The sequence below is a fragment of the Emergencia sp. genome, assembly GCF_048465375.1.
Lineage (GTDB): Bacteria > Bacillota > Clostridia > Peptostreptococcales > Anaerovoracaceae > Senimuribacter.
The window spans coordinates 37,833-61,512 of record NZ_DBFWLQ010000012.1; the positions used below are offsets into that span (position 1 = coordinate 37,833).

Here is a 23,680-nt window from a genome sequence, read left to right on the forward strand (position 1 = left end):
TTAAATGGATAAATTTACAATCAATCAATTGAATCTGTATTACGGTGATTTTCAGGGACTGAAGAATATCAATCTGAACTTGCCGTCCAATGAGGTGACAGCCTTTATCGGACCTTCTGGCTGTGGAAAATCCACACTGCTTAAAACTTTGAATCGCATGAACGATTTGGTAGAAGGCTGCAGGATAGAAGGTGACGTTCGCCTGGATGGGGAAAACATCTATGGTGATATGGATGTCAACAATCTGAGAAAACGTGTCGGCATGGTTTTTCAAAAGCCGAATCCGTTCCCGATGAGTGTCTACGACAATGTCGCTTACGGTCCGAGAACACATGGCGTAAGAAATAAAGCAGAATTGGATGAAATCGTAGAAACCTCTCTCAAGAATGCAGCGATTTGGGATGAATTGAAAGACAGGCTGAAAAAGAGCGCTCTCGGTCTTTCCGGCGGGCAGCAGCAGAGACTTTGTATCGCAAGAGCCTTGGCTGTGAACCCGGAGGTCCTTTTGATGGATGAACCTACCAGTGCACTGGATCCGATTTCCACGGCAAAGATAGAAGATTTGGCGCTGGAGCTTAGGGATCGCTATACGATTATCATGGTGACCCACAACATGCAGCAGGCTCTGCGTGTTTCGGATAACACAGCGTTTTTCCTCTTAGGTGAAGTGATCGAGTATGATAAAACAGAAAAACTCTTCTCTGTTCCATCGAACAAGAAGACAGAAGAATATATTACCGGGAGGTTTGGCTGATGAGAAACAGATTTGACGAGCAGCTTGCACTGCTCAATGTAGAACTGATCAAAATGGGCAGCTTATGTGAACTTGCGATTTCCAATGTCATCAAGGGGCTTTTGGATGACAACGACGAACTTCTGAATCTGGTTACAGACACGGACAGCGAAATCGATGAGAAAGAGAGAGAAATCGAATCCATGTGTCTGAAACTGCTTTTACAGCAGCAGCCGGTGGCGAAGGATCTGCGGACAATTTCCTCTGCCTTGAAAATGATTTCTGATATGGAGCGTATCGGCGACCAGGCTTCTGATATTGCGGAAATCGCAGGATACATCGAAGGACAGGACGCAAAGAATCACACCCATCTGAAACATATGGCTCAGGCCGCTTCCCAGATGGTGACCGAATCTATTAAGTCATTTGTCGATAAAGATTTGAAGCTGGCCCATAAAGTGATGAAGGACGACGATGTGGTAGACGATCATTTTGACGAAGTGAAGCGAGATATCATCGACTTGATTCGAGGGGGGCAGGTATGCCCTGAATTCTGCCTGGATCTCTTGATGATCGCCAAGTACCTGGAGAGAATTGGAGACCATGCGGTCAACATCGCCGAGTGGGTGGAGTTTTCTATTACAGGGGAACATCTCAGCGAAGAACTGAGAAATCAGTAAAGCAGAGAGCGAGCCGCTTTTGTGAAAGGAACTTTGACAATGCGGCTTGTTTTTTTGTCGAAAAATGTCGGAAAGCCCTCATAGACGCGATGTGGCAAAAATTGTAAACTGACATTGTGGGAATGCTGCTGCCTGTATACAATGGAGGGAAACAATGATGAAGAAAAGAAAGAAGAAAGCTGGAGGGAAAAATGTAAAATCCAATACTGCCATGAAACGAACCTATAAGGACAGCGTATTTCGTATGCTGTTCAACGACAAAGAAAAACTCATCGAGCTTTATAACGCCCTTTTTGGTACGACATATGGTCCAGAGACACCGCTAGACTTCACGACCATAGAGGAGGTGCTGTTCAAAACCATGAAAAACGATATCGCCTTTACCATCGATGGCACTTTTATCGTACTGATTGAACACCAACGTTCGCTTCGCTCACTCCTCCAGTCGCTATCGCTCCTTACGCTGTCCGTTTCGCCTAGCCAGGCATAGCCTGGGGCGAAAAGGCAATCCACTTTAAACGAAAATCTGGCTATCCGCGATTTGATTTATTTTGCCACCATGATACAGAGGATGGTTTCCAACAGGGATTTTTATAGGGAAGCCGCCATCAAGATTCCAAGACCTCGATTCATCGTGCTGTATAACGGCACCAAAGAGATGCCTGACTTCTGGACGATCAACCTTTCGGACAATTTTATGGGAGAAGATGAAGAAACTAGTTTACAACTGACTGTAGAAGAGTACAATATAAATAACGAATGCATAACGGAGCGATGCTCCTATGCACTGATGTCGCCCGCAAGGGGGCGACGCTTTGCAAGGTACGTTCTTTGAAACATACGGAAATACGTCCTTTGGACGATATTTCCTATGTTATTAATAACGGGAGAAATCCGAAGGTGCTGCAGAGATGCAGGACACTCAAAGAGTACAGCCAGTTTGTAAGCACCGTCAGGGAGAGAGCTGAGAATGAACCGCTCACCGACCTGGTGATGAAGGAGATTTTGGAACAGTGCATCGCTGAAAACATCCTGGCTGAATTTTTGAAGAAATACGGAACGGAGGTTATCAGCATGTTGTTTGAACAACTGACGGAAGAAGAAGCAAGGGAAATATCCAAGCAGGATGGTTTCGAGATTGGCAGGAAAGAAGGAAGAGCAGAGGGAAAAATTGAAGTTCTCTTTGACTTGTTAGGAGAACTTGGCGAAATATCACATGACCTTAGGCTGCGCATTGTTGCGCAGAGAGATCTGACAGTCTTGGGATCCTGGATCAAACTTGCGGCGAAAGCGGGATCGATAGAAGACTTTGAAAAAGAGATTTCATAAACGCAGGAGTTAGTAATGACGAATATTATGGACTATCTCAAGTGGAGAGGTGATCTGCCCCTTGAGAAGATTCCCCTCTGCGATGTGGACTACCTAGTGCTCTGCAGAGTGGCTTACATCAAAATGGCTGGCATCGTGCCGGCTTCTTTCTCGGAAGAACCGATGCGCCTTGACAAGATGGCAGAGACAGTCATGAGGCAGAACCTGGCTTCCAAGGAGGATACGGCACTTCTGCAGGAGCTGCGTAAGTGCCCGCGATTTCAGAATCTGAAACTGCTGGGCCACGTAGATATTTATGATGATGATGAACAGGAGCAGTTCTCGGCAGTTACGGTATTGCTGCCAGATGAATCTATGACCATCGTATACCGTGGAACTGACAGCACGATTATCGGATGGAAAGAAGACTTTAATATGGGCTTTGCTGAAAATGTGCCAGCGCAGCAGGATGCTGCAGAATATATTGCAGCGGCAGCAAGGCAGATAGAAGACAGTCCTATCCGTATCTGCGGGCATTCTAAAGGCGGAAACCTGGCGGTCTATTCTGCTGCCTTCTGTCCAGAGGAGATTCAGAACAGAATTCTGGAAGTTCGAAACTTTGACGGACCGGGATTTAATGAGAAGAACATTCATTACGAAGGTGTCAGACGAATCAGCGCACGCACGCGGACTTATCTGCCGCAATCTTCCATTGTGGGCATGCTCCTTGCACATGAGGAGGCTTTTACTATCGTACATAGCAAGAGCATCGGGATTTTTCAGCACGACCTCTATTCTTGGGAAATAGAAGGCGCTGGATTTGTAACGGAATCAAAGACCACAGGCAGCAGTCAATTCATCGATTCTACGCTGAAACAATGGCTATCTGATATGAGTTCCGAAAAAAGAGAGGCCTTTATCAATGGCGTCTTCGCACTGTTTGACAAATGTGATGCCAAAACTCTGCGGGAGCTTTGGACGGGAAAAAATGCGGTGACAATTCTGAAAACCCTGGTGTCCACTGACGAACCGACGAGAGCCGTCATGTTGGAAGGATTGTCGATTTTAAAAAAATCAGCAAAGAAGTCGCTGACTTTGATGCTAGATAACAATACAAAAGACGGATGATTAATTCAATCATCCGTCTTGCTATTTATGCTACGTCTTCTGCTTCTTGCTTTGTCTTTTTCTTCAGTCTTACCTTTGGCTCTCTTGGCAGTCCGAACATCGGAACTAGCCTGTCAGCGCCTGTAAATGTAAGAATCAACATGGATAATACGGCGATCATTGCCATAAAATTGAATTTGATGAAATCGGTGTTAGCGAATTCATACAGCGGGTATACGTTAATAGCGATACCGACATAGAATCCCAAGTATACGTGCCAAGGAATCAACTGTGAACCAAATACGCCCATGGCGTCTCCAAATGTTGCGTTTCTCAGCTTCAGCTTGTACATATCCTCTTCTGTTTCTGCCTCTACATTTTCTTCGGTGATTTCTTTGATAATCGGTCCCACTGTTACAATCTGTGCCATTTCGTCAGAAAGAATGGCGTTGCCAGCCAGACAGAGGATACCGTTGCAGGTCATCAGCTGTCTTACGTTGTGGGAGATTTTGACGATGAAGTTGGACAGTGGCTCGAAGGCTTTCATTCTGCCCATGATGCCGCCGAAAGCTGCAACCCACATCATCATGACGACAACCCAGGAACCAGCGTCAGCAAAGCCTGCCATACACATGTTCAGATAGCCCTGTAAGCCTGTAGTGACGTTTTCTGCGTCGGTAAGAATTGGGTGCAGTGATGTTGTTCCTGCAAATAATCCCAAGATGTAAGCGGAAACGATACCGGAACCGATGCAGGCAAATGTGTTTACGCCGCTGATAGCCAGTCCGATAACCAGAATCAGTGGAATAATCATATAGAGTGCAACGCCGTTCTGTACCTGGTTGAGCAGGTCGATGGCTTCCGGCTTCTCTTCTGCCAGATAGTCCAGTGCGCTCTGCGGAACGGAATCCATTACGCCAGATGCGGCAACAGATTCTCCAGGCAGTCCCATTACGATGCCAGCTACAAAGAAGGCGATAGCAGCTAAAACGAGACACATGACGGACCAGACGCCTTGGGTTCTGATTCTGTCTACGACTTCAACTCCCTGAATACCAGAGGAAACGATGGTCGTATCAGAAATCAGTCCGATATTGTCGCCAAAACATGCTCCTCCTGCGATAGCGCAAGTGGTGAGAAGCAGACTGCCTGTTTCGATGCAGTTCGGGTCTACGATGTGTACCAGCCATAAGAAAATCGGTGCACAGGCGGCGAAAGTACCCCATGATGTACCAGTTGCTACGGATAAAATTGCGGTTACGACGAGACCTACGACTGCGGTGGTCTTCGCTGAGATTCCCAGTGAGAGGGCGATGTTTACTACGGACGCGCCTACTCCGGTGGACATGAACGCACTGGCCATGGCATATGCGAACATTAGGATAAATAGAGCAACTGTGATGTTTCCGACGCTTTTTGTCGCTGCGTCGATACAATCTTTAAAATTGAGTCCTTCTGTGACTTTGGCAATGATGACTGCTGCAACAGCTGCGATAGGTGCTGCAAGTAGTGCATCCTGCCCTGCGATCATCAAGCCTGCGAGTATGACAACTGGCACGAACTTGATTGCGGCTTTTAAGAATTTCATTCTCTTTCTCCTTTTTACTTAATTAATTGATGAATGTGGAAAAAAATCCATATAATAATAGAGCAAGTACCGTGCCAAGATTGAAAAATATTTAACAATCGAAAAAGGGGGAAATATTGGGGTTACTGACAGGTAATACTTTTTCCTTATGGTAAGTGTGACCCATATATGGAATATTTTTCTGATATTTGTACCAAAAACGGGTCAAAAGAGTTGACTTTTGTGGGCAATTGGAATAGCATGAAAGAGAGCAGACGAGGAAAACAAGTTTAGGAGTGATAAAAATGGATAAGAATTATGGCCTGGATCGTGTGTTAGAACCGAAAGGATTGACTCCGGCTACGGCTTGGAAGATAGATAATGATCGAAATCTCCACTCAAAAGAGGCAAGAATTAGTCTAGAGCGGATTCATCTGGAATGGGACAATTTTCAGCAGATAGTCAGCAGCTGCGGTTTTGACGAAGACAAAATCAAAGCCAAGATCATGGACCTGGTGGAGAAGAGGGGGAAGCTGCACAACCCCTTTACCGGCACAGGCGGGGTTTTGATTGGAACCATTGAGGAAGAGGCGGAGGACTTGGTGTCAGAGAACGGCCTCGCAGTGGGAGACCGTATCTACTGCATCACCTCCTTGAGCTGTCTGCCACTCCATATTGAGAGTATTCAGGAAATCGACTACAACTATGGACAGATTACCTGCCAGGGTTACGCCATCCTCTTCGAGGCGTCCCCTGTCTATAAATTAGAAAAAGGCCTGCGGCCGGATTACACCCTGGCAGCCATTGACGAGGCAGGGACCCTCTTTGGCGCTTACAACATCGCTACAGAGCATCAAAATAAAAATATCGTCATCATCGGACGAAACGTCTATACCACGATGATGTACTCTGCAGCGGTGAGAGAAGCCATCGGTCCGGTGTACAATGTGATTGCGGTCATGGACAAATATGCCAAAGAGAGTTTGACCCAGGAAGAAATTGAAACAGTGATGTACCCTTTGATCAAAGAAACCTACTTCGTAGATTTGACAGAACCGATCAAATCCTATCGCTCAATGATAGGAAAAAACCCACTAGTGGGAGAGGCGGACCAAGTCATCATCGCAGAGGATATCTTTGGTGCAGAAACCCTGGCTGTCATGATGGTGAAGCCCTTTGGCGACCTCTATTTCACCGCGGTGGAAAACCACTATGCTGAGGCGCAGATTGTGGCGGAGTCCATGGGTAAGATTATGACCATGTATGCCTTTGACCAGTACATCAAAGATTATCCGGATTTTACCATCAGAATTGTAAAAAACATTCAGATGAAGCTGGATGAGATTAACCGACTCTATGAGAGTAAGAAAAGGAAGAACAAGCTGACCCGAAATCGGGCCAAAAGCATCATGATTACAAGTGCTGGCAAAGAAGACGATTTCGTGTATCAAAGCCAGGTGACGAAGAGCATGATAGACGAAGTGATGAATGTAGCAAAATACGACTGCAATGTCATTATTCAGGGCGAAACCGGTGTCGGAAAGGAGAAGGTCCTTTCTCTGATTCATCAAAACAGCGAGCGTCACGGCAATCCGTGTATCAAAATCAACTGTGCAACCATTGCAGAGAGCCTGGCTGAATCAGAGTTTTTCGGCTACGAGGCTGGTGCTTTTACGGGAGCTCAGGCCAGCGGCAAGCCGGGGTACTTTGAGATGGCAAACAACGGCATCCTCTTTCTCGATGAGATCGGCACCCTGTCTATGAATATGCAGTCCAAACTGCTGCGAGTTTTGCAGGAAAGTCAGTTTTACCGTGTGGGTGGTACCAGACAGATTTCGGTCAACGTCAGGGTCATCGTGGCAAACAATGTTCCACTGAAAGATTTGGTGGACAAAGGAAAGTTCAGGGAAGACTTGTATTACAGGCTGAACATCTGCAAAATCGACGTGCCGCCTCTGCGAGACCGTAAGGACGACATCCTCTGCCTCGCGCAGAGCTTTGTTTCAAACTGGACGAAAAAGTATAAAATAGAAAGAGAACTCTCACCAGAAGCACTCAGCGCCCTTTACGACTATTATTGGCCAGGCAACGTGAGGGAACTGGAAAATGTCATTCACAGGCTGGTTATCAGCTGCAAAGATGTGATTATCGCAGGTGAAGAGGTGGACGATATATTAAATGAAAATGCTTATGGCGATATGATCGTCAGCGTGAAGAAGAACTTTAACCGAAGCGAGCACATGGATTTTCACCAGCTGATGGAGCAGCAGGAAAAGCAGATTATCGAATATGCGCTGAAGAAAGAAGGCACGACGAGGAAAGCGGCGGACCTCTTGGGACTGCCACAGACGACCTTCGCCAGAAAGAAATTAAAACACGGGTTATAAGATATGAAGAATCATTTGAAAATTTATAATGAAATAAAGACGACGTTCCTGGACAAGTCTTTTTTGAAAGAGCTGGGAATGAAGCGGAAGGAAATGGAGGCCTGCCTTCTGGAGGCTCGTTGGATTGATTTGGCAGAAGAACTTTCTGACTTGGCAGGCCAGCAGGGACGCTTTTCCTCTCAGCACGTATTGACAGCGGCAGTGAACTGTATCGACGAACTGGAGCATGAGCCGGAGGACGGTTGGTTAAATCACTGTTATAAATATGTGCTCAGCCAGCTGTTTCCGGAAATGGGAGAACCAGAAGGTTTGGAGGAGTATCAGCGGGGCAGGGTCTTTCTGCTCCAGCTTCTGCGAGCGGTCTTTTCCTATGAGAATAAAACCCTGCCTTTCGATCCAACCAAAGAGATGCGCCTTCTCTCAGATCATGAAATCGAGGAAAATGGATACACATCGGAGTACAGTAAGCTGCGCAGGCTGATACATAACAAGTATGTCTATGAATTCATGCGTATCGGCGTGGATATCACTCCATTTAATACCCTGGGCCACATCGGCGGCGTTCATTATGTAGCCATGTTTGCCGGCCGGCAGCTTGCGCGCACGAAAGTGCCCGTAGATTTAGGTTTGATCTCAGGGGCGGCGGCTGGCCACGACATTGGAAAGTACGGATGCCGGAAAAGTGAAGAGAAAAGGATCCCTTACTTACATTATTATTATACGGATTTATGCTACAACCGTTTTGAAATGCCCACCATCGGACATATCGCAGCGAACCACTCTACCTGGGATTTGGAACTGGAAAATCTGTCAGTCGAATCATTGCTTTTGATTTACGCTGATTTCAGAGTCAAAAGCAGCCGAAATGCGCACGGTGAAGAAATCGTCCACTTTTACAGCCTGGATCAAGCTTTCGATGTAATCTTGAGTAAACTGGACAACGTAGACGAAGCCAAGCGGCTGCGATATCAAAAGGTTTACGACAAGCTGAAGGATTTTGAGAATTACATGAAAGAGCGTGGTGTCGTGACGCAGCTGCCGGCTGACTGCAGAGAAACTGTGAGTGAAGAGCCCAAGGCGGCAAAGCGGCAAATCGTGTTGCTCCACGGTGAAGAGCTGGTAGATCAGTTGAAGTTCAGCGCCATCGACCATAATATTCGCCTCATGAGCCGTTTTCACGTGGAAAGTGAATTCGGCAGCCTCATCGAAGCGGCCAGAAGCGAGCGGCAGTGGAAGAACCTGCGCACCTACGTGAGCATTTTTGGCGAATACTCCACCTATATGACGGAAAAGCAGAAGCTGCTGACGCTGAAATTTCTCTATGAACTGCTGGCTCACAAGGAGAGTGATATCAGAAGCCAGGCGGCAGAGATCATGGGCAGGATGATCGCCGGGTTCAGCGAGGAATATAAGAAAGAGGTGCCGACAGATATCACTTTGCCCGACAGGCTGGTGAACAACCTGACTCTTTGGGAAAAATACCTGCGCCTGATCATCTTCCCCGATTACAAGCTGACCGATCAGCATAAAAAATGGATATCAAACACCTTGGATAGCTTTTGCAAAGCGCTGCTTTGCCATTGTAAACTGTCCTGTCGTCACAATTACTTTGACGTTCTGCAGAAGTTTTACGCCTTGAACGATTATGAGGAAGGAACGATCATGGTGCTGCTGGATGCAGGGCTGGTCATAGAGCGAGAAATCTGTACACCTGGTTTTATTTTACAGCTGAAGTTATTTTTGAAAGAGGTATATGGCGTTTACAGCAAAAGTGTGGATATCGCGGTGCTGAAGGCTGCCCGCCATTATTTCGATGAGTACGGAGAAGAGTGGTATGAGAGGGATATCAGGAGAGTCATGGATATTCCGGAGGATGGGGAAGCCTTTGACGAAAACCTGGCTGCTATGTTTTTGGACGATCTGAAGACGGGTACGCCGTGGATTCAAAAAGTAGCCAACATCTCTTTCATGCTGAAGCATGTGGAGAGCACAGCCGACAGAGGAAGGACACTCCATGTGGCCACACATCTGGCAAATCTGGTCAAGGTCAGTGAGACGATTACCGTAAGAAAAGCGGCAGGAGAAGGACTGCTGTCTATTATCGGCAAGATGCCTCTGGAGCAGAGAAATGAACTGACGGTGGAATTGTTTAACGGGCTGGAAATCGGAGACTATCAGTTCTCTAAGTATATTCCTGATTACCTGGGCATCATCATGCTCTACCTGCCGCCGAAGGAGTTGGATGAGTCTATCGACGAACTGCAGAAGATTCTGGAGACTGGTAACGAGAAAGCAGCTTCCTCTGTTATCAACACCCTAGGCGTGATGGTAGAAAACTACGGCATCTACAAGGGAAAATTCATGGAACCGACAGATGTTCGAGAAAACCGCAGATTTCGGCTGCTGAACTTGATGATCAAAGCCTTTGCTGGCTACAACAACCTCTGTTCACAGGAGGCGTTTTGGACTCTGGGGATTCGTATCTTTGGCGGGACGGTGCTGACGTTGGCAGAAAAGACAGAAATTTTCCAGCATTGCTACAAGAAGATCATGACGCTGCTTTATGAGAAAAAAGAGGGTGAATTGGACTTCTACAACGATGCGGCGGTATTGAACCATATTTACCGTTATATCTGCGAGCATCAGGCTGAGGCAGGCAAGTTCGATTTTCCGCCAGTGAGAAGGGCTGCATTTTTCCCGGGAACCTTCGACCCGTTCAGTTTGGGACACAAGGCGGTAGCCACTACCATTCGGAATATGGGCTTTGAGGTCTTCCTGGCTTTGGACGAATTTTCCTGGTCAAAAAATACTCAGCCAAGACTGCAGCGCCGCAAGATTATGACCATGTCCGTAGCGGATGAAGACAATATTTTTATCTTTCCCGAGGACATTCCGGTCAATATCGCAAACCCGGCAGATATCAAACGCCTGAAAGAAACTTTTGCTGGAAAAGAACTGTACATTGCGGTGGGCACCGATGTCATCAAAAATGCATCCTGCTATAAAGCACCGCCGGCGCAGGATTCGATTCACTCCCTGAATCACATCGCCTTTGCCAGGGAATCTAACGAACAGGGAAAAGGCAGAAGCGAGGAAAAGCGATATCCCATTACCGGGGAAGTGATCAACCTGACGCTAAAGAAATATTATGAAGATATCAGTTCAACGCGTATCAGAGAAAACATCGATCTCAATCGGGACATTTCCAACCTGATTGACATCGTGGCCCAAAACTATATTTATGATAGAAATCTGTATTTGAGAGAGCCTGCCTATAAACATGTTCTGCAGGCAAAAGAAATTCGTATCAGCACTTATGAAGAGCGGGGTGCAGATTGTCTTGCGCCTGTCAAAGAAGAACTCATCCATAGAGGCTACCACTTGAATCGTCTGACTGCGTATTTAGAACGGTCCGGCGTACGTACCATCTATATTGAAAGCGGCGTGCGCACAAAGAAGATGGCCGCCTTTGCCGCCGCTCACAGAGTGGAAACCAGCCAGCTGCTAGAGGAGTTCGCGGATCCTTCCATCGCAGCTCATGTGAGGGAACAAGCCGCAGGCGGTATCGCTGTCATCGGTGCTTTCTTTTCAGGGAAAAACCGCACCATTTCCAACGTCAGTCAGATTATGCTGACGGAGATTCTGACAGAACTGTTAGCGCGGGATTTTGCTTATGTGGTCTATCATCCGGTGGACAGAGCCGGCATGAACCAGAGGATTTTGGATGTCTTGCGCAAACAGGGTTTTGTGAATATTGCAGAACCAGGTGCAGAGCCCATCTATGCTGTGGATATGAAATCACCGATTGTCATTTTCCGGGATGTGGAAACGGTGATCAAGAATCCGCTGAACAAAAACACGGAAGTTCTGCGGGTCATCGATGAAGCGCACAGCAGGCTGCTGCGGGTGTTGACGGATATTTACCCCGGACAGCTGGTGTTGTCCTTTCATACCGGTGCGATGCATCACAAGATTATCAACAAGGTGGCAGCGCTGAATCAGGTCTCGGCAGAGACCGTCAGCAGCAAGAGAGGCCCCTACATGTCGGTACCTTTCGGCAAGGCATTGGCTGAGGTGGTAGTACCTAATACGGTGACCAAGGCGCTGCATACAGAGAAATATTTTTCCAGTGATCTCAAACATTTTACTATCGGTGAATCGAAGCATCATGCCATTTTAGAGAACCAGGCGCGGACGATTAAATCCTTTGACCGGCCGATTATCCTCATCGATGATTTGCTGCACAAAGGGCACAGAATGAATATTCTGGATCCGATTTTGAAAGAAAACGATGTTGCGGTGAAAGAAATCATCGTCGGCGTTCTCACCGGCAATGCCAGAGATCTGATGACGGTGAGAAACCGGAGCGTAGAAAGCGCATATTTTCTGCCGACTTTAAAAGTATGGCTGAACGAGAGAGATTGTTATCCATTTATCGGCGGCGACAGCATTGACAAGGATGCCGACGTATCTATGAATCTGGTTCTGCCATATACCTCTCCGGTATTTATCCGAGATGGAGATGCTGACGCAGTTTTTGAATACTCTCGAATCTGTCTGGAAAATGCGCGAGAAATTCTGCAGGTATTAGAAAAAGAGTACCAGGCTACTTTTGAGAAGAAGCTGACACTGAAGCGATTGGGCGAAGTGATTACCTATCCGAGAAGACCTGACGTGGGAGAAGGCATCAGTTACGATGAAAATCTGGCACCGTCTGTATATGTGGAAAACGATATAGAGAAACTAATCAGGTTACGATATAAACGCTAGAGGAAAAAAATGAAAAGAATTGAAGACTTATTAAAGGATGCGGGGATTCAGGGCAGACTTCCTCTCGATGACTGTCCAATAAATTTACGAGAAAAAAACAGAGTCAATCTGTTAGCCTTAGGCGATGTAGGCACGACTGTTCTGATTGGTCTGCGATTGCTGGGCGGCGATGTCATTTCTTCTATAGGCATCTGTGATATTCATGAACCAAATATGGTTCGTTGCGAGCAGGAAATCAATCAGATCAGATATCCTTTCTCTGGAGAGCAGCTTCCAGAGGTGAAAATGGTCAGGGAAGAAGCGCTCTTTGACTGTGATGTCCTGGTCTTCTGCGCCAGCAAAGGGGTGCCGCCCATCGGTGCAGAGGGCGATGTGAGAATGGCACAGCTTGCTGCCAACCGGGAGATTATCGATCATTATGGGAAACTGGCGAGAGAAAGTGCCTTTGCCGGGTTGATCTGCGTGGTCAGTGATCCGGTGGATCCACTGTGCAGAGCTTTTTTGAGCAGCGCTGGCTTACGACCGTCGCAGGTGCAGGGATACGGCCTGGGTGTCATGAACACCCGCGCGTTGTATTTTGCCGAGAAGGATCAGCGGCTGCGCCATTACGCCTGTGAAGGCCGAGCCTTTGGACCTCACGGAGAAGATTTGGTCATCGCTGACAGTGTGACTGCCTATGACGACCGACTGTCAAGAGAGCTGACCGCCCTGACTGTAGGAGCCAACATGCGGGTACGGGAGCTGGGTTTCAAACCATATATTGCACCTGCCCTGTCTTCTGCCGCGATTTCTATTCTGCTGACACTGCGGGGAGAGTGGCATTACAGTTCCCTCTATCTTGGCAATGAAGAGGAGGGCGCTTTTCTGGGCATGAAGAATAGAATGCGGGGAGGAGGGCCAGAATATGAAGATATTCTCCTCTGTGAGGAACTTTATGGGCGTATCAGGCGTGCATATGAAAACTTGTGTGCGTTAAAGTAAATAATAAAAGAGGCGATAGAAATGCTAACTGTGATCAAACCCTTTTGCAATGAATTTCATAGGGAAAACAGAATGGACCAGATTCTCTCAAATGCGCTTGCAGGTATTGAGACAGAATATCTGCTCACAGCCAAAGAAATCGAGGCCTGTGATCTCCGCGGCAGAAAGATTCTCTTTGCCGTCTGTCTCTCAGAGGCAGGAATCAATCTGGAATATTACAGGATTTTGGAATATTTCAGGAGGGAATCGGGCTGTCTGACCGGCTGCTGTGGTGCGGTCATCGTCGATGGAAGCGGAGAGCTTTTTACCAAAAGCCTTGCCCGCAGATTGGTTTTTTCGGCCAATGCGGCAGGATGCGCCTTTATTGGAAGACCACTGGTAGAAGCCACAGGCTCCCTCTACAACTTCAAGACCATGAGTAAAGTGCTGGAGACAGATCTCCTGGACACCTACCAGAGATTGACAGAACGCCTTATAAAGCGTCTGCTGGACTTTGAAATGCTCAAAATACGCCATCCCAAAGTCCTTGCCGTTCACGCCAGCAGCCGAAAGACGTCTAACAGCCTTTTACTCTGGGAAAAGATAAAGAACCAGCTGGATGCTTCCATAGAGGTCACAGAGATTTCTCTGCGCAACGGCCAGATGCTTGACTGCAGAGGCTGTAAATATGAGGAATGCATGCATTTTGGCGAAAGAGGCGGCTGCTTCTATGGCGGGATCATGGTAGAACAGGTGTACCCAGCTATCATTGAATGCGACTGTTTGGTTATGATCTGCCCCAATTACAACGATGCTGTCAGCGCCAATATTACGGCCTTTATCAACAGGCTGACGGCTGTTTTCAGAACCCACGACTTTTCAAAGAAAAAAATCTTTGCTCTGGTTGTATCAGGTTACAGTGGGGGAGACATCGTAGCTGAACAGATCATCAGCGCTATGAACTTTAATAAGAATTTTATCCTGCCGGCCAAATTTGCCATGGTGGAGACGGCCAACGATCCCGGCAGCATTTTAGAGGTGGAAGGGCTTGATGAAAAAGCAGGCGCTTTTGCCAGAAAGATAAGAGCCTAGAACGAAAAAAGACCGCTGACAGCGGTCTTTTATATTAGTTCATCATCTTTGTCTGATATGTGAAGTCTTTGATGTTTTCGTTCATTTTTCTCATCTGGTTGTTGATGAATCTCTCAATTTCATTTTCAGAAATCTCGACGTCATTTTTCTTAGCGTACTGAACCATAAAATTTCTGATGACGGCAAAATCCACATCTCTGTCTACAAAACGTACTGCGCCGTTTGCGCTGGCCTGACTGAAAGCTCTCTTTAACATTACTTCTTTACTCATTTTTATTACCTCCGACACATTTTTCTATTTGCCTATAGATAAAGCATAAATCATGCCAATTTTATGAAATATATAGGTAATATTTAGGAAAAAATTTAATTCCTTGGATTTGCAAGGGGTTTCAACGATGCGTTTTTTGCGTGATTGCAAGGAATCGGACGGGTAACCGTGAATTTTATAAAAAGTTGAACCAAAAATGGGTCAAAAAGTGAACCGGTTTCCCACAAATGAAACTTTTTTTTTCTGATGTTTTAGTGTATAATGGAAAAAGACTCTTTAGCGATGGAGAAGGGAGAGTACGTATGGACATTGATAAATTGATTGTAGAACATCCTATGATACAAAATATGATGAACTGTGAGGAAGTTTTCTGGCTCAACGAAAAAGTTGGTCAGGAAGCGGAACTGCCTTTTGACATGGGTGACATTGAGGAGGCAGAGAAACGTCTTGCCAGATTTGCACCCTATATCAAGAAGGCCTTTCTGGAGACGGAGAGTACAGATGGTATCATTGAATCACCACTTGTAGAAATCAATAGGATGAAGAAAGTCCTGGAAGAAACTTTTGACAAAGAGATACCGGGAAGACTTTTTTTAAAATGCGACAGCCATCTGGCCGTTTCTGGTTCAATCAAAGCGCGGGGAGGAATCTATGAGGTTCTCAAACTGGCGGAGAAGATTGCCATGGACCATGGGATGCTGACTGAGTCAGATGATTATTCTATTCTGACAGAAGAGAAGTTTAAAAAGGTCTTCAGCGAGTACAGCGTTGCCGTAGGTTCTACTGGCAATTTGGGCCTCAGCATTGGAATCATCAGCGCCAAACTGGGATTTAAGGTTACAGTACATATGTCGGCTGATGCAAGACAGTGGAAAAAAGATCTTTTGAGACAGAGAGGGGTCACCGTTGTCGAATATCAGGATGATTATCAGAAAGCTGTAGCTGAAGGCCGAAAGGGTGCAGAACAGGATCCAATGTGCCACTTTGTGGATGATGAAGGTTCTAGTGACTTGTTCCTGGGGTACTCAGTAGCTGCAAGACGGATCGCAGAGCAGTTTAAGAGACAGATGATCGTCTGTGATGCAGACAATCCTGTATTCGTATATATTCCCTGTGGCGTCGGAGGTGCGCCGGGCGGCGTTGCCTTTGGATTGAAACAGGTATTTGGAGAGAATATCCACATCTTTTTCGCAGAACCTACGCATGCACCGTGTATGACCCTGGGCATGTTGACGGGGCTCCACGATCAGATTGCAGTTACCGACGTTGGACTGGACGGAAAGACGGCAGCGGACGGACTTGCAGTGTCAAGACCATCCAGATTGGTTGGAAGCGTGATGGAAACGCTGCTCGACGGCTGCTTCACAATCAACGATGAAGAACTCTATACCTTCCTGGCAAAGCTGGCCGATACAGAGGATCTTTTCATTGAGCCATCGGCTTGTGCAAGTTTCACCGGCCCTGGACATGTACTGTCAGCAGAGGGATATCTGATCAAAAATAATTTAAAAGATAAGCTGAAAAATGCTACACATATCCTCTGGGCTACTGGCGGAAACATGGTGCCGGAAGAAGAGATGAAAGCATATTACAGTATGGGAAAATAAAAAAATCAAAATTAGACCTAACGCACCGAAGATTGAAATTTGTCGGTAAGGGTCTTTAACATTAAAAACAGAGCGTATGGAAATACCAATGTCATTAAGTTAAGCAAAGTGAGATATTGGCCGGTCCACCAAATGAATGAGGAGCAGAGTGTACAAAACGTATGCTCTGTTTTTTTTCATGCAAAGAAGCCGTTTCCACTGTGAGAACGGCGGGTTTCCTTTGCAGTATCTGTCCCTTTATGATAATCTGTAATTAAAGGTTATGACACTTTCGCTGACGGCTTTTCTCTGGCAGGATCGGCCGGCCCTAATGGGCAACAGGAACTTTAGTATCAGAACCTCAACATCGAATGTCTGCGCAGTTTCACTTTCTTTGAAAAAGCGCAGGCATATTTTCATGGCCTGTGTGTAATTGATCTGGCGGGGATGCTTTTTCCCGGGTTCCACCTCAATATCCGCACAGATATACATCGTGAAATTGTACATGATCAAATCCGCATAAACTTCCTGCTTAATATTCTCTGCTTTCTTTGAGTGGAAGCTTACCATGCCCAGCCCCCATTTGCTCAGGCGGCAGCTGGTTTCAATATCCCATCTGAGGCGCTAGATCCCTTTCAGGCCGTCTGCAGGAAACTCATCCGCGGACAGGCTGGCTGCCAGGACTTCATATTCTCCGCCTTCCAGTTTGAACCTCACGAAGCGGATCTGGATTTCATAATCCGGCGCCTTTGAATTTTCAATGAAATCGAAACGGGCGTCTTTCGAGAGATACTTGTACTTCTTCCTGTTCACTGCAGCCGGTCCTGTTGACTTGCTGGTAATGACAAGGTCCCTGGTGATATCAAATTCCCCCTCTTCCGGCAGGGCGATGCCGGAAAGGATGCCGGCACTTACGGAATCCTTGATCCGGACCACATAGTCGAACAGCCTTTCCTCGATATGGGCAAAAAGATTGTAGCTTTCATAACCGCGGTCTGCAAGAAGGATGACCGGGTATTTTTCTGACAGGCCTTCCACCATGCCAACGGCGGCGACCTCGCCGCCGTTGCTCCCCGCAAAGAACGAGGCGTCAAGGTACAGCCTGCTGCAGACATCATAAATTGTGTTCAGGTGCAGGAAGCTGCAGCGGTCCTGCGTCCGGATGTTCCCCGGTTCTTTTGGATTATATGGCAGCGTAAGGTCGGAGCCGTCTACTGCCAGGAGACGGTATCCGTGGAACAGCTTTGGGGGTGCATTCATTTTCTCATTGGATTCCAGCATCAGATGCCGGAAGGCCTCCGATAATACCTTGTCCCGCTGCTGGACAAATGCGGAAACGGCTGGGAATTGCTGGAATCCAATGAGATTCTGGATTTCAGTCGCAAGCGTATTGCAGCCGAAAGACAGGATGCATTTTATCATGGTGATGAAATCCAGGACCCGATGACGGGCAAAATCCTTTCCGGGCCTTCTGACGAACCCCTCTTTGTTCTCTGACATGGAATGAATCGTTTCAAGAAGTGTTCTTTTGACATAATCATCTTTGTTGCTCATGGCTGGTACCTCCTTCTTCTAAGGGCTGCGCCGCATATGACCTCAATTGTCAAGTGGTCTACGAAATATTCTATGAATAAATACATAAAAAACAGAGCATACGCTTTGTACACTCTGTTCCTCATTCATTTGGTGGGCCGAACAATGTCCCATTCAGCTTAACTTAATGACATTGATGGAAATACACGCTCTGTTTTTTAATGCAGAAAATAAGAAGTTAACATGTGGAGACAGGATAACTGCCTATTTTACTGAACCTTAGTTAAGTACTATTCTCATAATTTATACTCTTTAATTTTTCCATACAGGGAGGCGCGAGATATACCGAGAAGCTTGGCAATTTCTGCAATACTGTTATTTTGTGAGCCATATTGATCCAGATACTCCTGAATGATTCGGGATTCCTCAAACTTCAGCTGTTCTTTTAAGGTAAGCTGTGGATGAGCAGAGTTTTCATTGATGATTCCTGCCGGACAGGATTCTACTCCCAAATAGGATGCTTCCGCAATGTTAACGGCATACTCAATAGTATTCTCAAGTTCACGGACATTTCCCGGCCAGGAGTAATTCTTCAGAATCTGAAGAAAGGCTTTATCGATGCCAATAATATGCTTATTCAGTTTATCATTGTATTTTACAATGAAATGAAATACAAGGTCGTCAAAATCTGCCATTCTTTCTCGAAGCGGAAGCACTTTTATAGGCAGGATATTGAGTCGATAATATAAGTCAGATCTGAATTTGTTCTCATCTACGAGTTTTTCAAGATCCTGATTCGTTGCAGCGATAATTCGAATATCCAGATTCGTGGGATGGTAGCCTCCAAGCCGAATGACTTTGTGTTCCTGCAGCACTCGAAGTAATTTAGCCTGCAGATGGAGAGGCATATCCCCTATTTCATCGAGAAAGATAGTTCCACCGTTGGCAATCTCAAAAAGCCCGGCTTTTCCTCCTTTACTTGCACCAGTGAAAGTGCCTTTTTCGTAGCCAAAGAGTTCACTTTCTAAGAGGGTATCTGGTATCGCGGCACAATTGATCGTTATGAAGGGCTGCTTATTGCGGGGGCTCAAACCGTGCAGGCTTCGTGCAATCAGTTCTTTTCCAGTGCCGGTCTCTCCGCGGATGAGTACGGTAGATGTACTGGCGGCAAATTGACGGATTTTAGATTTTAGTTCTGCAGTCGTAAGGCTTTTTCCTAAGATACAGTCCAAAGCATTCTCCTGGGGCGTATCTGACGCGATGTACTGTCGGACACCATCGAGGGTTCTCAAAAAAAATAGAAATTCTGTCATATCATTTTGATTGTCATCAATCACTTTGCTGCTGACAATCATGCGATTCATTTTGTCATTAACGACGACAGGTAATTCTTCATGATTAAAAGTTACGCTATTATCAAGTACGCTCAAAAGGGCGCTGTCCCCAGTCAGAAAGTGATATATATTAGGCGGTTCGTGAGCGGAATCTAACCCGAAGAATTCATAGAAAGCGTCATTGCATATCTGTATATCGCCATTTCGATTACAACTGAATGCAATACAGTCTAAATGCTGGAACATAATATTCATCATATTGGTAATATGCTGATATTTTATACTGGCAGTCTCTGAATTTCCAGCATTAATCATCAGATCGAGGATGGTTTGCAGAAATGTGATCACTTGGTTTGTTCTTTCAAGGTAAAACTTTTTGCTGGTTTCTGAAAATACAATCATGCTGAGATATCCGTTCCAGTTATTCTCTATGTGAATCGGAATGGAGATTTCAAGAGTCTGGTAGCACGTTGAAATGTTCGGACAACCTTGACAAAGCGGATTGTCTCGTGGATTATCAATAATCATTGGAGTGTCACTGCGAAGCAGTTCTTCAATATAAGGAGTATACGCTCGATTATTTTTGGCCTGGTTATATTTTTCGGTAGTTCCAATCAGCTTGCCGCTAGGGTCGACGATTACAACCTCCACATCAGGATACATTTCACTTACTGCTGTCACTACATTCTTTGCAATGCGTTCGATAAACAATTCTATTTTCATAAGTATAACTCACCCTTTTCTCTTTACAGAACTTAAACGCCGGTTAGCTAAATTTAAACACAAAAATAGAAAAAGTACAAGTCTCCATTCTGTCCAAAATATTGGAAAAGAATTGAATTTCGTCCAAAAAAATAGAACACTTCTATTTTGGAACGATTCATCAACTTTTGCGGCGGTGAAAATATTGAACATTGACACCACTGTCCAAAAATATGGACGAAATGTTTTAGCTAGACAAGGTGGCTAGTTCCTATGAGGAGAATTGTTCAGATGAGAGCTATTGTTGAAACTTTGGGATTCATGCCTGGGTGTAATGCTGATGTTCTTAGCAGAATTGGGAGTTTAAAGACTTTGGCATAGATATTGCTCTTAAATAAGATATCAATAATTGCAAGATGGAGGATATCAATGCATATGAATAAGGATTTAAATAAAAGATGCGAAGAAGTCAGAACAGTGCCAGTCACGGACAGAGTTAGGCAGCTTAGACAGGCAGTCCTGGATGCAAAACCGATTCTCTGCAGTGAAAGGGCGCTGATTGTAACGAAGTGCTATCAGGAGACTGAGGGAATGCACTTTATTGAGAGAAGGGCCCGTGCCCTATACCGGATACTTGACGAGATGACGCTGCGGATTTGGGATGGCGAACTGCTCGTGGGAACACTTGGAACCAACGGGAGACGGTCCGCTCCAGTATTTCCTGAGTTCTCAATAGAGTGGATGAAAGACGAACTGGATAACCTTTTAGAAACGAGAGAGCAAGATACCTTTGAAGTTCCGGAACAAGTTAAAGAGGATATCAGATCTATTTTCCCATACTGGGAGAACAAGTCGATTTTTCAGAAGTACAGAAAATTGTTGCCAGAGGATACGAAAAAAGTACGCGATGCATATGTTTTCAGCCGGGATCTTTTTGAAAGAAACGGCTATGGTCATACTGCATACCAAGCTGAGAAGATTATTAAAATTGGACTGAAAGGTTTGAGGGCAGAAGTGAAAGCAAAGTATGCCGCTCTGGATTTAACCAGGAGTACGGACTTTGACAAAAAGCTGTTTTACGATGGGCTGTTGATCTGCTTTGATGCGATTACGAATTATGCAAAAAGATACAGTGATAAAGCCTTGTCTATGGCAAAAATAGAAAGTGATCCAAAGAGAAAGGCTGAACTATTCAAAATCGCAGATGTCTGCAGTTGGGTTCCTGAAAATCCAGCCAGAGATATATGGGAAGCGCTGCAGGTAGTAGAATTCATGCAGATTGTGCTGCAGCTTGAAACTAGTGGGGATTCTGTATCGCCGGGCAGAATGGATCAGTATCTATATCCATTTTATCAGAAGGCCATGGAAGATGGTACCTATACGGTTTCACAGATTCAGGAGCTGTTCGACTGCATCTGGCTGAAGTTTAACGAGATTGTAAAAGTGCAGGACACAGAATCTGTACACATTCATCCTGGATTTCCGATGACACAGAACGTTACTGCGGGAGGCGTTACCAGAGAAGGCAGGGATGCGACAAATGAACTCAGCTATATCATGTTGACATGTCAGGAGCATATCAGACTGCAGCAGCCGCAGTTCACGGTGAGATATCACGATGATACACCAGAGGATTTTAAGTTAAGAGCGGCAGACGTCATTGCATACGGAACAGGTATGCCGGCCCTCTTTGGAGACCGCGGCTGCATTGCATCTATGAAGCGCTTCTTTCCAGATATGCCTGTTGAAAACATGCGCAACTACGCCATTGTCGGCTGTATAGAGCTGGCGCCAGAAGGCTTTCAGGCAAGAGTCAATGGAGGCTTTCTGAATCTGGCAAGAGTGGTGGATTTGGCCATGAATGATGGTGTGGACCGGCTTACCGGAAAGCAGCTTGGTCCGAAGACCGGAAATCCTGCCAAGTTTCAGACTTTTGACGACCTTTTTGCAGCAGCAGAAAGACAGATGGAATTCATCATTCATCATCAAGTCGTGAACAATCTGATTGTGGATTATGTGCAGAGAGAAAATACCCCGCATCTTTTCCTTTCATCCCTGGTTGACGGCTGTATCGAGAAGGGCAGAGATATTACCTGGGGCGGTTCCAGATGGGGAAGTACGCCGATTTTGTTGGGAGGGATTGCAACTGCATCTAATGCACTCGCCGCAATAAAAGAGAAGGTCTTTGACAAAGGACAATTCTGCATGGAAGCGGTCAACGATGCTCTCAATACAAATTTTGAGGGCGATGAGGCGGAGAAAATTCAGGAAGAACTGTTGGCAGCGCCGAAGTATGGAAACGATGATGAGTTCGCAGATGCGATGATGAAGAAGATGACGGACGCTTTCTTTGCCATCATTGAGAGCCATAAAGATATTGACGACAGAAACTATTCATCCTTTACCGTAACCCTGGGCGGAACCGTGCCAATGGGATGGAAGACCGGGGCTACTGCAGACGGAAGAAAAGCAACGATGCCAATTTCTGATTCCTTTTCTCCTGCGAACGAAGGTGAAAACGGTGCGCCGACACAAGTCCTCCTTTCAGCGGGAAAAATTGATCAGAGTCACTTCAGTCAAGGGAACGTTTTGAATCTGAAGTTTACAAAGACAGCGTTTCAAAGCGCAGAAGCAAAAAAGAAGCTGATGGATATGGTGTCCGTCTATTTCAATACAATGGAGGGGCAGGAAATTCAGTTTAACGTTGTTGACGGCAGAACTCTCCAGCAGGCACAGAAAACGCCGGAGAAATATCAGGATCTGATTATAAGAGTTGCAGGATACAGCGCACGTTTTGTAGAGCTGGCGCAGGAACTACAGAACGATATTATCGCGAGGACTGAGCATGACAGAATTTAGGGAAAGACGAGGAATTGTCACCGATATCCAGCGATACAGCATACAGGATGGACCGGGGATCAGAACCACCGTGTTCTTGAAGGGATGTCCTCTGCGATGCGGATGGTGCTCTAATCCAGAGACACAAAGAATCGAACTGGAAGAGATGCTGGATGCCAGGACAGGAAAAGCAGTCACCGTTGGCAGGGAAATGACCGTGTGTGAGGTGCTGGATGTGGTGCATCGAGATAAGCCCTTCTATGACGGTTCAAATGGCGGTCTGACTTTATCAGGAGGGGAGGCTCTGCTGCAGCCGGCGTTTTCTGAAGGACTTCTATGGGCAGCAAAAGAAGAAGGTATTCATACGACGCTGATGACCTGCGGATATGCAAAGTTCGATATCGTATGGCCGGTATTCGAACAGTGTGATCTGATTCTATTTGATATCAAGGGTATGGATGAGGAAAAGCATAAAGCACATACGGGAGTCTCACCACTGCGCATCCATGAAAACTTGGAGAAACTCCTAGCAAAAGGAAAGGCGGTTATCGTGAGGGTTCCTGTGATACCTGACTATAACGACAACAAAGATGATCTTCAGGCGATTGTTAACTATGCTTCGTCAGTAGGGGTATCTTCAATAGAATTTCTGCCTTACCACCGTTTGGGAGAATCAAAGTATCAGAGGCTGCACCGCGAATATCCATGGAAGGGAATTAGTCAAGTGAATACAGCAGATTTAAGTAAAATCGTAAGTGCGCTGGATGCACCAAAGGGAATAAAACTCATTGTAAATTAGCAGGGAGAGAAGG

At 46.0% G+C, this 23,680-nt stretch carries 18 protein-coding genes; 13 read left to right on the top strand and 5 right to left on the bottom strand.

Features of this window, described 5'->3' with window-relative positions; translation table 11 throughout:
* The first annotated feature begins 4 nt into the window (after positions 1-4).
* From pstB to ACMQ5W_RS10480, 6 genes are all read left to right on the top strand, one after another.
* The gene (pstB, locus tag ACMQ5W_RS10455; RefSeq protein ID WP_148492249.1) at positions 5-754 is read left to right on the top strand and encodes a phosphate ABC transporter ATP-binding protein PstB; all 750 of its coding nucleotides are present in this window, start codon (positions 5-7) and stop codon (positions 752-754) included.
* Complete coding sequence (gene phoU / locus ACMQ5W_RS10460; RefSeq protein WP_148492250.1) at positions 754-1,413, top strand: phosphate signaling complex protein PhoU; 660 nt, start codon at positions 754-756, stop codon at positions 1,411-1,413. Before pstB ends, phoU begins: the two co-directional genes overlap by 1 nt.
* Before the next feature lie 154 nt (positions 1,414-1,567).
* Positions 1,568-1,903, top strand: coding sequence for a hypothetical protein (locus ACMQ5W_RS10465; protein ID WP_419025139.1), 336 nt, complete (start codon positions 1,568-1,570; stop codon positions 1,901-1,903).
* A gap of 51 nt (positions 1,904-1,954) precedes the next feature.
* Complete coding sequence (locus ACMQ5W_RS10470) at positions 1,955-2,248, top strand: hypothetical protein (protein ID WP_419025140.1); 294 nt, start codon at positions 1,955-1,957, stop codon at positions 2,246-2,248.
* On the top strand, positions 2,245-2,742 hold the full coding sequence (locus ACMQ5W_RS10475; protein WP_419025141.1) for a hypothetical protein: 498 nt from the start codon (positions 2,245-2,247) through the stop codon (positions 2,740-2,742). The genes ACMQ5W_RS10470 and ACMQ5W_RS10475 overlap by 4 nt, the downstream gene beginning before the upstream one ends.
* 15 nt (positions 2,743-2,757) lie before the next feature.
* Entirely contained in the window at positions 2,758-3,849 is a 1,092-nt protein-coding gene (locus ACMQ5W_RS10480; protein WP_419025142.1) for an Mbeg1-like protein, read from the top strand.
* Positions 3,850-3,874: 25 nt separating this feature from the next.
* Here the strand turns inward: ACMQ5W_RS10480 and ACMQ5W_RS10485 are convergent, their stop codons facing one another.
* Positions 3,875-5,416, bottom strand: coding sequence for a Na+/H+ antiporter NhaC family protein (locus tag ACMQ5W_RS10485; RefSeq protein ID WP_419025143.1), 1,542 nt, complete (start codon positions 5,414-5,416; stop codon positions 3,875-3,877).
* A gap of 284 nt (positions 5,417-5,700) precedes the next feature.
* Here ACMQ5W_RS10485 and ACMQ5W_RS10490 point away from each other — a divergent pair, with 284 nt between their 5' ends.
* The 4 genes from ACMQ5W_RS10490 to ACMQ5W_RS10505 are packed head-to-tail and all read left to right on the top strand — an operon-like array spanning position 5,701 to position 14,604.
* The gene (locus tag ACMQ5W_RS10490) at positions 5,701-7,782 is read left to right on the top strand and encodes a sigma-54 interaction domain-containing protein (protein ID WP_148492254.1); all 2,082 of its coding nucleotides are present in this window, start codon (positions 5,701-5,703) and stop codon (positions 7,780-7,782) included.
* Positions 7,783-7,797: 15 nt separating this feature from the next.
* The gene (locus ACMQ5W_RS10495; RefSeq protein ID WP_419025144.1) at positions 7,798-12,552 is read left to right on the top strand and encodes a hypothetical protein; all 4,755 of its coding nucleotides are present in this window, start codon (positions 7,798-7,800) and stop codon (positions 12,550-12,552) included.
* 9 nt (positions 12,553-12,561) lie between these two features.
* A complete protein-coding gene (locus tag ACMQ5W_RS10500; protein WP_419025145.1) occupies positions 12,562-13,533 on the top strand; it encodes a lactate/malate family dehydrogenase in 972 nt (323 codons plus the stop codon).
* Between the two features lie 21 nt (positions 13,534-13,554).
* Positions 13,555-14,604 (top strand): flavodoxin family protein, encoded by a 1,050-nt coding sequence (locus ACMQ5W_RS10505; RefSeq protein ID WP_419025146.1) that lies wholly within the window; start codon positions 13,555-13,557, stop codon positions 14,602-14,604.
* A 34-nt stretch (positions 14,605-14,638) separates the two neighbouring features.
* On the opposite strand, the gene ACMQ5W_RS10510 is transcribed toward ACMQ5W_RS10505, so the two are convergent.
* A complete protein-coding gene (locus tag ACMQ5W_RS10510; RefSeq protein ID WP_419025147.1) occupies positions 14,639-14,875 on the bottom strand; it encodes a hypothetical protein in 237 nt (78 codons plus the stop codon).
* A gap of 302 nt (positions 14,876-15,177) precedes the next feature.
* Between ACMQ5W_RS10510 and ACMQ5W_RS10515 the strand changes: the two genes are divergently transcribed.
* Positions 15,178-16,482 carry a D-serine ammonia-lyase gene (locus ACMQ5W_RS10515; RefSeq protein WP_419025148.1) on the top strand — a complete coding sequence of 435 codons (1,305 nt, stop codon included), beginning with the start codon at positions 15,178-15,180 and terminating at the stop codon, positions 16,480-16,482.
* Positions 16,483-16,719: 237 nt separating this feature from the next.
* On the opposite strand, the gene ACMQ5W_RS10520 is transcribed toward ACMQ5W_RS10515, so the two are convergent.
* From ACMQ5W_RS10520 to ACMQ5W_RS10530, 3 genes are all read right to left on the bottom strand, one after another.
* A complete protein-coding gene (locus ACMQ5W_RS10520) occupies positions 16,720-17,031 on the bottom strand; it encodes a hypothetical protein (protein ID WP_419025149.1) in 312 nt (103 codons plus the stop codon).
* Between the two features lie 54 nt (positions 17,032-17,085).
* A complete protein-coding gene (locus ACMQ5W_RS10525; RefSeq protein ID WP_419025150.1) occupies positions 17,086-18,015 on the bottom strand; it encodes a transposase in 930 nt (309 codons plus the stop codon).
* Between the two features lie 275 nt (positions 18,016-18,290).
* Entirely contained in the window at positions 18,291-20,051 is a 1,761-nt protein-coding gene (locus ACMQ5W_RS10530; RefSeq protein ID WP_419025151.1) for a sigma-54 interaction domain-containing protein, read from the bottom strand.
* A 414-nt stretch (positions 20,052-20,465) separates the two neighbouring features.
* Here ACMQ5W_RS10530 and ACMQ5W_RS10535 point away from each other — a divergent pair, with 414 nt between their 5' ends.
* The gene (locus tag ACMQ5W_RS10535) at positions 20,466-22,889 is read left to right on the top strand and encodes a glycyl radical protein (protein ID WP_419025152.1); all 2,424 of its coding nucleotides are present in this window, start codon (positions 20,466-20,468) and stop codon (positions 22,887-22,889) included.
* Entirely contained in the window at positions 22,876-23,667 is a 792-nt protein-coding gene (locus ACMQ5W_RS10540; protein ID WP_419025153.1) for a glycyl-radical enzyme activating protein, read from the top strand. Before ACMQ5W_RS10535 ends, ACMQ5W_RS10540 begins: the two co-directional genes overlap by 14 nt.
* Positions 23,668-23,680: the final 13 nt, after the last annotated feature.

What these genes read in the sequence shown, in the direction of transcription:
- ACMQ5W_RS10500 (WP_419025145.1), top strand. Translation starts at nt 12,562, where the DNA reads ATGAAAAGAATTGAAGACTTATTAAAGGATGCGGGGATTCAGGGCAGA.
- ACMQ5W_RS10540 (WP_419025153.1), top strand. Translation starts at nt 22,876, where the DNA reads ATGACAGAATTTAGGGAAAGACGAGGAATTGTCACCGATATCCAGCGA.
- ACMQ5W_RS10535 (WP_419025152.1), top strand. Translation starts at nt 20,466, where the DNA reads ATGAATAAGGATTTAAATAAAAGATGCGAAGAAGTCAGAACAGTGCCA.
- ACMQ5W_RS10520 (WP_419025149.1), bottom strand. Translation starts at nt 17,031, where the DNA reads ATGGTAAGCTTCCACTCAAAGAAAGCAGAGAATATTAAGCAGGAAGTT.
- ACMQ5W_RS10530 (WP_419025151.1), bottom strand. Translation starts at nt 20,051, where the DNA reads ATGAAAATAGAATTGTTTATCGAACGCATTGCAAAGAATGTAGTGACA.
- ACMQ5W_RS10525 (WP_419025150.1), bottom strand. Translation starts at nt 18,015, where the DNA reads ATGAGCAACAAAGATGATTATGTCAAAAGAACACTTCTTGAAACGATT.
- pstB (WP_148492249.1), top strand. Translation starts at nt 5, where the DNA reads ATGGATAAATTTACAATCAATCAATTGAATCTGTATTACGGTGATTTT.
- ACMQ5W_RS10465 (WP_419025139.1), top strand. Translation starts at nt 1,568, where the DNA reads ATGATGAAGAAAAGAAAGAAGAAAGCTGGAGGGAAAAATGTAAAATCC.
- ACMQ5W_RS10485 (WP_419025143.1), bottom strand. Translation starts at nt 5,416, where the DNA reads ATGAAATTCTTAAAAGCCGCAATCAAGTTCGTGCCAGTTGTCATACTC.
- ACMQ5W_RS10490 (WP_148492254.1), top strand. Translation starts at nt 5,701, where the DNA reads ATGGATAAGAATTATGGCCTGGATCGTGTGTTAGAACCGAAAGGATTG.
- ACMQ5W_RS10515 (WP_419025148.1), top strand. Translation starts at nt 15,178, where the DNA reads ATGGACATTGATAAATTGATTGTAGAACATCCTATGATACAAAATATG.
- ACMQ5W_RS10510 (WP_419025147.1), bottom strand. Translation starts at nt 14,875, where the DNA reads ATGAGTAAAGAAGTAATGTTAAAGAGAGCTTTCAGTCAGGCCAGCGCA.
- ACMQ5W_RS10505 (WP_419025146.1), top strand. Translation starts at nt 13,555, where the DNA reads ATGCTAACTGTGATCAAACCCTTTTGCAATGAATTTCATAGGGAAAAC.
- ACMQ5W_RS10480 (WP_419025142.1), top strand. Translation starts at nt 2,758, where the DNA reads ATGACGAATATTATGGACTATCTCAAGTGGAGAGGTGATCTGCCCCTT.
- phoU (WP_148492250.1), top strand. Translation starts at nt 754, where the DNA reads ATGAGAAACAGATTTGACGAGCAGCTTGCACTGCTCAATGTAGAACTG.